We start from the raw sequence: 13,507 nt of genomic DNA, 5'->3' as shown, positions 1-13,507 counted from the left end.
CACGGCAATAATGTCAAATATTACTTATTTTAGGAAAAATAACGATTCAATTGAAGGAGCAAGTGAAAAATAGGCCACGTATTGTGCTTTTGGAACTATCACAGGAAACAGGATTCCCGATAGATTTCAGTACCCATTATCACACCCATTTGTTTTGCCATCATGGAACCATTTGTTTTTTGTTCAAGAGCGCGGAGATGCAATGCAAGGGCAATGAATTCCTGTTTTGGTTTGCAGAAAGCCAATTAGAGAGTTTGGTATTTTCCCAAGAATTTAAGGCAACGGCCTTACTAGTAGAAAAACATTTTTTATACGATAATGTCCCCGATCAAAGCTGGAGTATAGATTCCATACTGCATTCTCGCCAATACCCTATTAAAAAGCTTAACGATAAGCAAGACAGGAAAAGGGTTTTATCAAATTTCAAATGGCTGTATAATAGATTTCAATACAAGGAGCATCGCTTTTATGAGGAAGTATTGAAAATGCAAATGCGGTTGTTTATTCTTGAAATGTGGCACACTTTTGCGAACGAATACGAGCGTAGAAAACGCACCGTACAAAGTGGGTCGTTATACGAACGGTTCGTTCATTTGGTCCAAGAACATTGCATGGCCGAAAGGGAGGTACGGTATTATGCCAATGCACTTAACGTTACCCCTAAATATTTAAATTTTGTTTGCAAGCAGAACTCAGGTGCCACGGCGTCTGAATGGATTCAACGATACACCAAGGAGCGTATCATACTTTTTTTGCAGAACAAAAATCTAAATATTGCAGAAATCGCGGATAAAATGATGTTTTCAAGTCGGTCCTTTTTCACTCGATATGTAAAAAAGGTTTTGGGTACTACGCCAACCGAGTACAGAAATCGATTGGAGTAAAATTAAAATGTTTTCCACGTTTTTATTTTACAGTTGGTTATGGTTGGGATAAGTTCACAATGGCCAGGTTAAAGTATATTGACATAGATCAATTCCAATAATTTAATTACCAATTATAGGGCCATTTAAGGAGACCGTTTTTAATTAGGGAAAAGCTTTCATATTAGAAGTCCCGTCCTTGGTCTCTTTTAGTATTCCTGTAAATTAACCTTTTACGGGATATAAAATTAGCTCTTTATAGATATTTACAATTCGCTGATTATTTAGAAAAATTAATAATTGCGTTTAAAGCTTCATCAGCATTCTTATGAATGAAGTTGCCTTGATAACCTATGGTAGTGCTTAGATGAGTATGTCGATATAATTTTTGAAGCATTTGCGGAGAAACTTTATCACCGGCTATATTTCCAAAACTATGACGGGCAATGTGATTGGTGATTTTTTTGTCGATTTCGGCAAGGTCTGCAATTACAGTTAGGTTCGTATTTAGTCTTTTGATTAAAGTTTTAATTCTAGAGTAAATAGCCTTAGAGTCATTGATGGGTATTGTCTTAAGTTCTGGAAAAATATAATCGTACTTGTTTTTTTTATCGACTTGGTAATGGGATAAAATTTTAATTACTGGTTCTGGAAGTTTTAAAGAATCGGCCTTATCGTTCTTACTCATTTTGTAGTATAGCCTTTCAGCCACAATATCACTCCAACGCATTCTTAAGACATCCGAAATCCGGATTCCCGCTAAATAGAATGAAAAAAGAAAAACGTTTCTAGTATGCCAAACTGCTGTTCTTGTGTCCAAGTCAAGTTCTTCGATTTTTCGAATTTCATGTTCATCAAGACCGATTTTAATGGTCTGGGGGTATTTAATCTTTATTTTGTCCTTACCAAAAGGATAGAATTTTCTATCCACAATTTTTCTGCTAATAGCTTTATTGTATAGTAATCGAATCATAACGAATATATTCATTACTGAGCGTTCAGATAGTCCTGATGTAGTTCTGAGATAAATTTTTAATTTTTTTAATAAATTCTCATCAATTTCCTCAAATTCGAAGTTCCGTTTTTTAGCGAACTCTTTTATCCTGTTCAGTTTGCTTCTATCCGAAATTGCTCTATTATGATTGTTGGCATTGATTAGATCTTCAATATGTTCATCGGCAAGTTCGAAAAATGACAACCTTTTTGTGTTTTTCCTAATGGAGTCTATAATCTGTTTTGCTGTATAATTCTGTTTTGAAGTTTCCATTTCAAATATGACATCTTCAATTTCATCATATTTCTTTCTTATCAGGCGATTCAATTGTTTATGTCTTGTATGGGAAGATTTCACTTTTTCACCCTGTACATCCCAAAATTTTGGTTCTACTTTTTGTCCTAAGTAATAATAACTTCGTTTCCGGTTTACAGTGAGTCGTAATGCAAGTCTAAATTCCTTGTTCCCTTTTGCGTCGGTTTTGGTGTGTAAAACTGTTTTTAAGGTTGCCATATCGTACCGATTTTTTATAAAGATAAACATTCGGGGTAACACATAGGTAACACATTTTATGGTTTCATAACGATTCATACGAGTATAAATAAAATTATAAACATCTAAAAATCAATATTTTGTATTATTTTGATGTGTTTTGATATGTAGGAATGTTGAACTTAGGATCTAGTGCCGCAAGGTGTGAGAGTTCGAGTCTCTCCGCCTGTACAACGACAAAGCTCTTCAGAAATGAAGGGCTTTTTTCATTTTTAATTTCTATTTGCCAATAACAAATCATATTTTCCTTACTGTAAGTTTTAAGTATTATTTACTTCTAATACTATAATTACATTAACAGTATAGAAAACACTACATATGGGTTTTGAAAAAGTATCGTTTACAAATTCTCAAGGAAAACAATTGGCGGCAAGGTTAGAGTTGCCCAACAATCAAGCAGCGCATAGTTATGCCATTTTTGCCCATTGCTTTACATGTAATAAGAATTTTTCTGCTGTTAGAAATATTTCTAGGGCTCTTGTAAATAAAGGTATTGCAGTACTTAGATTCGATTTTACGGGACTTGGTGAAAGCGAAGGTGATTTTGAAGAAACTAATTTCTCTTCTAATGTTACGGATTTAATAGATGCAGCTAATTTTTTAGAGGCTAATTATAAAGCTCCTTCATTATTGGTAGGGCATTCTTTAGGTGGCGCAGCGGTAATTTTTGCAGCTTCAGAATTAGAGTCTGTTTTAGCTGTCGCAACAGTTGGGGCACCATCTTCACCAGCTCATGTACAACATTTGTTTAAATCAAATGTGGCAGAAATAAATGCTACCGGTAAAGCTAAGGTAAATATTGGAGGAAGAGATTTTACGATTAAAAAGGATTTTATTGATGATATAGAGTCTAAACCTATGCAAGATGTTCTCAAAAATATGAGAAAACCATTTTTGGTCATTCATTCGCCACAAGATACCGTAGTGGGTATTCAGAATGCACAAGAATTATATCATTATGCACACCATCCAAAAAGTTTTATATCTATAGATAAAGCAGATCATTTATTAACGAATAACGAAGATTCTACGTATGTGGGTAATGTAATAGCTGGTTGGGCAGAACGATATTTAGATATTCCGAAAAGACAAGAATTGAAAACTGCACACCAAGTAGCAGTAAGTATCGGTAATGAAGGTTTTACATCTGAAATAGTGTCTGGTAAGCATTTACTGATAGCTGATGAGCCTGTAAGTTTCGGGGGAAATGATTTCGGACCTTCTCCATATGAATATGTGTCATCTGGCTTAGGGGCTTGTACCGCAATGACATTAAGAATGTATGCAACTAGAAAAAAATGGGATTTACAGAAAGTCATTGTCCATGTGGATCACGGTAAAGAACATGCACCTGATTCTGAGAACACATCAGCGGTTAAAAAAATTGATACCTTTAAAAGGAAAATTGAATTATTTGGTAATTTAGACGATACACAAAGAAAGAGATTATTAGAAATCGCCGATAAATGCCCTGTTCATAAAACACTTGAGTCGGAAGCTGTCATTGTAACTGAATTAGTTTAAGAGAAATAAATATTTTAAAAATGGTAAAAGCAATTTGGAACGATGTCGTTATAGCAGAAAGTGATGAAACTGTTGTAATAGAAGGAAATCATTATTTTCCACCTAAGGATATAAAGAAGGAATATTTTAAAGGCACGAAGACACAGACCATTTGTGCATGGAAGGGTATAGCTTCTTATTATGATTTAGAGGTAAATGGTAAAGTGAATAATGATGCTGCTTGGTATTACCCAGAAATATCAGAACTGGCAAAAGGTATTAAAGGTTATGTCGCCTTTTGGAAAGGTGTTGAAGTAAAATAAAAGTGAATATTTAAAATAGAAAAAGGTCAGCTAATAGCTGACCTTTTTCTATTTAATTAAATAAATTAATTGCTATGCAGTAGCATTTTGTGGTGCCCAATGGCTGCATGACATGCCTGGTGCTGCTTTTTGTGGATTAGCACAATCGCTTGATTCGAAACGAATACAGGTTACACAATTCGTATCATCTTTTAAAGCGGCTTTCATTTCAAAACTATCACACGTATAACTGTTACCAACTTTTACGCCATGAACTTTACAAGTGTTTCCTTCTACCAAGTTGTCGCAATTAACACAACTATTTCCTAATCTTATCGACATAATCTTATATTTTAAATTCACTTAAAAGTACATTCACATGAGCTTAGAAGCAATTTAAATACTTGTCTTACAGTAGTATGTATTTAGATTATTTAAAAATAGCATTTAAAAAACTTATCTTTTTATGAGGCTAGAAGTGTTTTTGACCTGAAAACTCCATTGCTTCTCCTTTTCCAAAACCAAAACTAATACCTAAGGTTACAAAGCGACCTCTTTGACTAAAATCTCTTAAATAGTATTCTGGTTGGCTGGTAATACTTTCGCTGATACGTGAAGCGAAAACGTCTCTAACACTTAAATTAACTATTGCCTTTCCTTTAAAAATTTTCTTTCGTGCCCCAAAATCCATAAATATGTTTTCAGTGATTTCTTGTTGTAACGTTCTATACCCTGAGCGGTAATTTCCAATAAATTCTAAATCAATATCGGCTGGTAATTTAAACTTGCTAGTAAGTCTTGTGGACCACTGGTCTCCTTTAAAATCAAACGAATTACCTTCAAAATCTCCTTCTCTGGTAAAGTGACTGTAGTTAAAATCATTCGTAAAAGACAACCAATTTGCAGGAATATATTTCGCATTAAATTCAATACCGGTTGTATTGTTGATACCAACATTTTCAGGTCTAGATATACTTACATTGTCTTCAAACGCTACAATACGTTCCACAACATCTTCTGTATGCCTAAAAAAGACACCAAGATTCATAGAAACCTTGCCTATTTTATAGATACTGGTAACCTCATAACTATCTGTGAATTCTGCTTGCAAATCTGCATTACCCGTACTAATGCTGAAATTATTTCTAATGTTGTAAAACGGATTTAAATCCCAGAGCCTCGGCCTGAATATACGTTTAGAATAGCCTGCTTGCAGCGAAAGGTCATCGTTAACTTTATAGGAAGTATGCCCACTTGGAAAAAGATTACTATACTTTTTATCATTACTGACATTTGTGTTTTGTAATAGCGTAGCAACATCAGTGTCTTCAAATCGTAATCCTACTTTTAAGCCCCATCTATCACTTTCGTATCCTGTGGTTCCATAAATACCAAGTACTTTTTGAGTCCATTCAAAAACATTGGTTAAATCAGGATTTTCAATGAAATTTCCACCATTGAAATCACTTATTGCAAAATCATTCTCTACATCGTTAATTTGATATTGAGCACCCGTTTCAAGAGTAAATTTCTCTGAAAAAGGATGCGTGTAATCTGCCTTGAACGTATATTCTGCTTGGCTAAAATCTGTTCTACTACGTTGCATCATATCATCTTCATTACCTATGGTAGTGGTATTTGTAAAATCTGATGTTTGATCTTTTGCAAAAAGATTTCCAGTAGCACTTAATAATAAAGACTGCTCATCATTGCCTTCAAAATCTTTTTTATATTGAAGTTCGTATGAGTATTTAGGGTTGGTGGCCGTAGTCAACTCTGTACGCCTAAAAGCATCTGTTAATGTGTTGCTAGAATTTAATGTATTAAAAATGGCATCAGCATTTTCTTTTTCCCATTCGTAGGCAAAATTTCCAGATAATGTAATTACGTTGAGGTCGTTAATGTGGTAATCTGTTCCTAGAATAAGATTGAAAAACGTTTCGTTCTTATCATTTTTTCCAACGCTACTAATATAAGTCTCATCTATAAGATTTCTATTTTCGGTCTCCTCGTCACTAGGAAATGTTCTGCGACCAAAACCTAACTGGCTAAATAGATTGAATTTTTCTGTTCTTCGGTTAAGACTTAAACCAATACTATGATTGTTAGGTATGCCCGTATTTAAAGTTACCGCACCATTCAACCCTTTTTTCTCTTCTTTTTTAAGTACTATATTGATGATGCCAGAAGTACCTTCTGCATCGTATTTGGCAGATGGGTTTGTAATTACCTCAATACGCTCTATCATATCTGCCGTTAAGGTTCCCAAAGCATTTCCCTGCTCATTGGCTATTACAGATGGCTTGCCATTTATAAGCATTTGTACACCTTGGCTACCTCGTAAACTTATTTGTCCTTCAATATTTACATTGACAGACGGTACATTGTTCAAAACTTCTAATGCGCTGGCACCCGTACTACTTAAGTCTGCACCTACATTAAAAACGCGCTTATCTAATTTAAAAACGGTCTGGCTAATTTCGCCTTGCACTACAACTTCATCCAATTGCTGGGAATCTTCTGCAATAGCTACCGTACCTAAATCAATTTTACCGTTTACAATTTTAGGATTGTCAAACCTTTTGGTAGTGAAACCTATAAAACTGACTTCAATATAAAATTCTTGTGCATTGGTTTCTAACACAAAGCTCCCATCTTGTAGGGTGGTGGTGCCTACAATAGGTTTTTGGTCTGTAGGATTCCCAACTAAAACCGTTGCAAATTCGATAGGGCCACCGTCATTAGCTTCTACTATTTTACCGGTAATAGTTGTTGTATTTTGAGCTATTAAAGTATTGACGCCTATAAATGAAACGAACAATAATGTTAATAAAGTAAGTTGATTATGCATATTAAAAGTTGATGAGTTTGTATGTAAAGATGCATTTTACTTTTATGTTTTAATAGCTAAATTCTGCAAACGACAAATGTTATAGTGTAAACGACATCGTCATATTAAATGGCGTTTACCAGTAATTTAGTGTCGTTGGCGGTTTTGTTGAATTGCTTATGTCTGTAAAACGTTATTTTTATAAGATGACCTTTACCCCATTTTTTAAAAATACAACTAGAAACGAAATTCTTTTTCAGATTCTATTGCATATTGTGGTTTTTTTATTTTTTTCTTTTGATAGGTATGAGCCTGAAATTCAAGGGTTTAAAATTGTAACTTTTCTTAATTATGCCTTGGGTGCTCTAGTAATCAATTATGTGTTGTTACCTCGATTCTTCTATCAAAAAAAATACATTCTCTTCTTTTGTTGTGTAGCTGTTTTGGTAAGTATAATTATGGCTTTTGAAGAACTTGTTTTGGAACAAATATACTATCCAGATACAAGGGCAAAATTTTTCCCCGGGGTAGTTTATAGTCTATTAGATGTAATGCCCGTAATTTTAATTTTAGTGGGATTTAAATTTGCATGGGACGCCTCTATAAAACAGTTGGAAGTGGAGGAGCTTAGGACGTCGGTCAAAGAAAGTGAATTGTTATTTTTAAAGTCCCAGATAAACCCGCATTTTTTGTTCAATAATCTAAATAATCTTTATTCATATGCCATAGAACAATCGCCTAAGACACCATCTATTATACTTGAGCTATCTTCGGTTTTGCGGTATATGCTATATGACTGTAGGGCCAAATTTGTTGGACTAGGAAAGGAAATTGAACATTTGAAAAATTTTACCCAGTTGAACGAATTACAGATTGAAGAAAGAGGTAAGGTCAGTTTTCAAACAAAACATATTAAAGACAATTATGAAATTGCCCCTTTAATTTTATCTGTTTTTATAGAAAATGCATTTAAGCATAGTACGGCTAGCCAGGCCGATGGTATATTTATAGATGTAAATATTTCATTAGATGATAAAGGATGTTTAAATTTTGAATGTAGAAACTCCTTTTTAGAAACTACAAATACAGATAAGCTTTCTCATGGTATAGGTCTGCAGAACGTAAAAAAACGATTACAACTTTTATATCCCAATGCACATAAAATGTACATTAAAGAAGATCAAAATATATACTACGTTCATTTGAACTTAATGTTAACACAAGGTAGCATATGATAAAGTGCATTATTATAGAAGACCAACCACCAGCACAAAGAGTGTTGAAAAAATATATTTCTGATATAGGAAACTTAGCGCTTAAAGCTACTTTTGCCGATGCCCTGTCAGCTATAGATTTTTTAAAGACCAATACCATAGATTTGATTTTTTTAGATATTCATTTACCTAAAATTTCGGGTATTGATTTTTTAAAAGTTGTAAAGCACCAACCTAGCATAATATTAACTACGGCATTTTCAGATTATGCTTTGGAGAGTTATGAATATGATGTGGTAGACTACCTACTTAAACCATATTCCTTTGAACGTTTTGTACAAGCGGTGCATAAGGTGCCTACTAAAACTTCAGTCTTTTCTAAAAATAATAAAGGTGTGGGGAATAATGAATTTACAGACGTAGTGTTTATCAAATCTGGATATGAACACATCAAAATAGAAGTAGATGACATTTGTTACATTCGTTCAGATGCAGATTATACTGAAATTCATACGAAAGACCAGAGACATCTCTCTCAAGAAACATTACGTTACTGGCAAGAATATTTGGATTCACAAAAATTCTCAAGAATACATAAATCGTACATATTAAATATTTCAAAAATCCTTAAGATAACGGGTAATCAAATACAGTTAGAAGAAAATATTCTTCTTCCTATAGGTAGGGCTTATAAGGAGGATTTTATGAATAGTATTATAAAATAATTAAGGGGTAACTGTAACTATAACCCGTTTATATCTAGATAGTGCGGGAGAGCCTTTGTCGGTTACTTTTAGTATAAAATGTAATGTTTCTTTCTTTGTTACTTTAGGTGCGGTGGCATGAACAATATGAACATTGTCGGCACCTAGATTAATTTTTTCTTTATATGAGCTTTCTTCTGGATAGTGAAACCATAAAAAGCTCAAATTATCTCCATCTGGATCTGTAGAGTCTAATGCATCTAAAGTGAACGCTTGACCAGATTTCACTTCAAATTCTTGGGAATGACTTAATACAGGTACAGGAGGGTGATTAGCATTTTCAAAGCTCATGGTACACCAATCCATACGAGCGGCAAAATCATTGTTAAAATCATCTCTCCAGCGCCAAAGTGTTTCTTTGAACCCTGTAAATGAAGTAGAATCAGGTTTAACGGATCTGCCATATTTAGATGGTATGTGTGGTGTGTAATTATCAATTGCATTAGTCCAAATAGCCCGTTTTTCAGCCCCAATCTCAACTATGGAGTTCCCTTTTTTTGTTTTGGAAAAATCTGGTTTGTATAGCTCATAACGCCCACCCCATGAACCCCAATTAGGATGTTCAGATTCGTTTAGTCCATTTGGTATCAACGATAAAAATGCCGGTGTATCTCCTTCAACGCCCCATGCAACATCTGGGTATATTGCACCTAGTGGACCATGGTTTTGTTGAATGTTATCTGCTAGCCACTCATTACTAATGGTTGTGTTATCTATACCCTTTATAAAAGTATTGACTCCCGTCCACGTAGCGTCTTCATAATTATCACCAGGGGATACTATATAGAAAACATCAGGAAAATTGTTTCTAATCCATAATCCGCTATCATCTTGATCGGAAATAGTATATACTCTAAGTTTAGAAATCAACTTTTTAGCATCTTTTATGCTTTTTGTGTTTTTTATTTTATGTAGGGATTGTGCTAAGGTGTTTACACCGCCCCAAACAGATATCCAAAGAGGGCGGTCATCATCTTTTTCCAACTCGCTTATTATCCAATCAGAACCTTCAGAATCCATTCCATCTCCAACTCCAGTCATGCCATATTTTGGTAAGCCTTCTTTAATAATTGAGCGTAAAGCTTCTGCAGATGGATAATCTTTTTGATGTTTAAGAAGGTTAGGTTGTATTTTGCCATATGCACCAACTATTTTTTCAATAGAATTTGGGTTAATAGTAGTTTGCATCCAACAAGACGTAGTAGCGACAATTCCTTTAATGTCGATTTCATTTGCGTAGAGAAATAAACGTACAAATGATTGTGTGTCATCTGGGTCTGCTTCAATATCAGAAAGTATAATTACCCTATTTTTTTCAGTTGTTTGGGATAATGATGATTGAATTGTTAATAGGGCTAAACAGAGTAATGTAAATTTTTTCATTGGTATTTAGGTTGTGTACCACAAGTTAATTAATAACTTATAAATGCTTTTAAGTTGTTATAAAAATTAATCAAGAAATATGACATGCTACTTTGGTGTCAAGGAATTTCAATGCACTTAATATGATGTCCAATTTTAAATATCTTATATTTAAATTCAACAAATTTCATCTCCCCTTCAATGATATTGAAATCTTATTTTAGTGTAATATTTCTTTTTGCATTGTGTATTTCAGCGCAAGAGTTGCCGCCAATACAGAATTTTACTCCTATAGAATATAATGCCGGTAGTCAAAATTGGTCTATAGACCAATCTAATGATGCCTCTGTGTACTTAGCCAACAATAGTGGTTTATTGGCATTCAACGGTACATCGTGGAAGTTATATCAAGTTCCTTACGGTACTCCTGTAAAATCCGTTAAGGTTGTTGATGATAGGGTTTACACTGGTAGTTACATGGAATTTGGATATTGGAAAGGAAATGAATTTGGGACTTTAGAATACACTTCACTATCAGCTCATTTAAATACTTCCCTTATAGAAGATGAGGATTTTTGGAATATTACGCATTTTAAAGATTGGATTTTATTTCAATCCTTAGATAGAATTTATATCTACAATGTTAAGAATGCTTCATTTGAAATATTGGAGGCAGAGACCGTAAGTCCTAAAATATTTGAAGTTGGAAATAAATTATACTTTCAAAAAATTGGTAAAGGTTTGTATACGCTAGATAATGGAATACCTATTTTGGTATCTGATGATGCAGTTCTTAAAAATACGGGTATTGTTGGTGCTTTTCAATCCGCAACTAAAATTCTAGTAATTACGGAACTTGGAGTATTTTATTATTTAGATGGTTCTCAGCTGATAAAACGGGAAATATCAGCAGAAATGGATTTATCAACAACCAAAATTCATAGTACTTTACGTCTAAATGATAGTTCTATTATATTGGGAACGATATCTAAAGGTATCTTTCATTTAGATGCTAATGGGATGTTGATAAGGCATATTAATCAAGAAAAAGGGCTAAACAATAATACAGTATTATCATTATTTCAAGATTACGACCAAAACTTATGGCTGGGGCTAGATAATGGTATAACCATCATAAATTTAGACTCACCATTTAAAGAATATATAGATCATGTTGGAGCTATTGGTGTTGTGTATACTGCTAAGAAATTAGGTGACATTTTATATTTAGGTACTAATCAGGGTTTATTCTATAGAAGAACTTTTGGGGTAGATGGGTTTCAACTTGTAAATGGTACACAAGGCCAAGTATGGTTATTAAAAGAAATTGACGGTACATTGTTCTGTGGTCATCATAACGGTACTTACGTTATAGAAAATGAAAATGCAACCAAGATTTCTAATGAACCAGGAACTTGGGATATTCAATCATTAAAAAACCATGAAGATTTATTGATACAAGGAAACTATAAAGGTTTAAGTGTATTGGAACGAAAAAATAATCAATGGCAATACCGTAATGATATTATAGGATTTGATAATTCTAGTAGGTTTTTTGAATTTGTTGGGGAACATCATTTACTTGTAAATCATGATTATAAAGGGATATTCGATTTAACGGTTGATTCAGAATTTACTAAAGTCATAAAAAGCGATCATAAAGAATCTAAAGGTACTGGTTCAAGTTTGGTTCGCTATAGAGCTGATATTGTTTACAGTACTATAAATGGAGTTTTTAAATATAATGCGGAACAACATGATTTTTTGAAAGACTCTGTACTGACCACTAAATTCTTTAATACTGATGAGAGTATTGTTGGTATTCTACAATCCACCAATAATTCAGAAAGGTTATGGGGATTTACAAATGATAATATAATTAGTGTTTCTAATGGGCATTTAAGTAATGAACCACAAACAGTAAAAATTCCAATTCCTAAATCTTTTAGACGCAGTATGGGTGTCTTGGGTTTTGAATCTGTGGTTCATTTAGAAAAGGAACTTTATTTAATTGGAATCTCTAATGGTTACGTCACTTTAGATTTACAAAAAGTAAAACAGAAAGATTATCAAATACATATTAATTCCATTTATAGAAAAACACACGAATCCCCTAAGGTGAATATTGTTCTTAATGATACTCAAGAATTTAAATATGCAGAGAATACTATAAATTTTAATTACAATGTTACCGAGTATGATAAGTACACAGAGGTATATTACCAGTATGAATTAAATGGGTTGTATGATGAATGGAGTAGTTGGTCAACAAACCCTAATGTTTCCTTTGAAAATTTATCATATGGTTCTTATGAATTTAAAGTAAGAGCAAGAGTGGGCAATGAGTTATCTAAAAACATAGCCACTTATGCGTTTGTTATACAACGACCCTGGTATATATCTTACTGGGCAATTTTATGTTATATTTTTCTTGGGGCTCTGCTTTCGGTTTTAATTCATAAACTATATAAAAACCATTATAAAAGGCAGCAGCAGCAACTCATAAAAGAAAATCAAAGGCTTTTAAAACGTAAAAAATTAAAAAGTCAAAAGAGAATTATTCAAATTAAGAATGAGCAGTTACAAGAGTTGGTTGAAAGTAAGAATAGAGAATTGGCAATCTCTACCATGAGTATTATAAAGAAGAATGAATTTTTAAATTCAATCAAAGACAAGTTGAAAAAGAGTGATGAAAATCCTCAAATAAAATCAGTTATTAGAACTATAGATAGAAATATTAATAACGTTGACGATTGGAAGTTTTTTGAAAATGCTTTTAATAATGCCGATAAAGACTTTTTGAAAAATGTAAAAGAGAAGCATCCAGATTTATCTGCAAACGACTTGAGATTGTGCGCATACTTAAGATTGAATTTATCCTCTAAAGAAATTGCTCCACTTTTAAATATATCTGTTAGAAGCGTAGAGGTGAAAAGGTATCGTTTGCGAAAAAAAATGAATTTAGCACATGAAGCTGGTTTAACCGAGTATATCATCAATATATAGTTTCCTCAACACTAGGTAAAATTACCACAACATTACCACAACATTCTCTCTAGGTTAAAGCAAAGTCGGGTTTAAATCAATTTTGATTAATTGATATAAATACCTGCTATTATTGAC

At 33.2% G+C, this 13,507-nt stretch carries 10 protein-coding genes; 6 read left to right on the top strand and 4 right to left on the bottom strand.

The genetic code is table 11. The annotated features are described in order from the left end of the window. Positions 1-197: 197 nt before the first annotated feature. Positions 198-884 carry a helix-turn-helix domain-containing protein gene (locus P178_RS0104125; RefSeq protein WP_155941574.1) on the top strand — a complete coding sequence of 229 codons (687 nt, stop codon included), beginning with the start codon at positions 198-200 and terminating at the stop codon, positions 882-884. A gap of 259 nt (positions 885-1,143) precedes the next feature. Here the strand turns inward: P178_RS0104125 and P178_RS0104120 are convergent, their stop codons facing one another. Continuing rightward, entirely contained in the window at positions 1,144-2,370 is a 1,227-nt protein-coding gene (locus P178_RS0104120) for a site-specific integrase (RefSeq protein WP_027065028.1), read from the bottom strand. A gap of 357 nt (positions 2,371-2,727) precedes the next feature. Here P178_RS0104120 and P178_RS0104115 point away from each other — a divergent pair, with 357 nt between their 5' ends. Further along, positions 2,728-3,933, top strand: coding sequence for a bifunctional alpha/beta hydrolase/OsmC family protein (locus P178_RS0104115; protein ID WP_027065027.1), 1,206 nt, complete (start codon positions 2,728-2,730; stop codon positions 3,931-3,933). Between the two features lie 20 nt (positions 3,934-3,953). Next, complete coding sequence (locus P178_RS0104110) at positions 3,954-4,235, top strand: DUF427 domain-containing protein (protein ID WP_027065026.1); 282 nt, start codon at positions 3,954-3,956, stop codon at positions 4,233-4,235. A 72-nt stretch (positions 4,236-4,307) separates the two neighbouring features. Here the strand turns inward: P178_RS0104110 and P178_RS0104105 are convergent, their stop codons facing one another. Continuing rightward, on the bottom strand, positions 4,308-4,556 hold the full coding sequence (locus P178_RS0104105; RefSeq protein ID WP_027065025.1) for a hypothetical protein: 249 nt from the start codon (positions 4,554-4,556) through the stop codon (positions 4,308-4,310). A gap of 130 nt (positions 4,557-4,686) precedes the next feature. Further along, the gene (locus tag P178_RS0104100; protein ID WP_027065024.1) at positions 4,687-7,065 is read right to left on the bottom strand and encodes an outer membrane beta-barrel family protein; all 2,379 of its coding nucleotides are present in this window, start codon (positions 7,063-7,065) and stop codon (positions 4,687-4,689) included. A gap of 185 nt (positions 7,066-7,250) precedes the next feature. Here P178_RS0104100 and P178_RS0104095 point away from each other — a divergent pair, with 185 nt between their 5' ends. Next, positions 7,251-8,279 (top strand): sensor histidine kinase, encoded by a 1,029-nt coding sequence (locus tag P178_RS0104095; protein ID WP_027065023.1) that lies wholly within the window; start codon positions 7,251-7,253, stop codon positions 8,277-8,279. After that, positions 8,276-8,983 carry a LytR/AlgR family response regulator transcription factor gene (locus P178_RS0104090; protein ID WP_027065022.1) on the top strand — a complete coding sequence of 236 codons (708 nt, stop codon included), beginning with the start codon at positions 8,276-8,278 and terminating at the stop codon, positions 8,981-8,983. The genes P178_RS0104095 and P178_RS0104090 overlap by 4 nt, the downstream gene beginning before the upstream one ends. Here the strand turns inward: P178_RS0104090 and P178_RS0104085 are convergent, their stop codons facing one another. Continuing rightward, the gene (locus P178_RS0104085) at positions 8,984-10,405 is read right to left on the bottom strand and encodes a DUF1593 domain-containing protein (RefSeq protein ID WP_027065021.1); all 1,422 of its coding nucleotides are present in this window, start codon (positions 10,403-10,405) and stop codon (positions 8,984-8,986) included. A gap of 180 nt (positions 10,406-10,585) precedes the next feature. On the opposite strand from P178_RS0104085, the gene P178_RS0104080 reads away from it, so the two are divergent. Continuing rightward, on the top strand, positions 10,586-13,390 hold the full coding sequence (locus P178_RS0104080; protein WP_036145695.1) for a triple tyrosine motif-containing protein: 2,805 nt from the start codon (positions 10,586-10,588) through the stop codon (positions 13,388-13,390). The last annotated feature ends 117 nt before the right edge of the window (positions 13,391-13,507 follow it).

It is taken from the genome of Maribacter sp. Hel_I_7 (assembly GCF_000688315.1).
In the GTDB taxonomy this organism is placed as follows: Bacteria; Bacteroidota; Bacteroidia; order Flavobacteriales; family Flavobacteriaceae; genus Maribacter; species Maribacter stanieri.
This window is presented reverse-complemented; position numbering and strand designations above follow the sequence as displayed.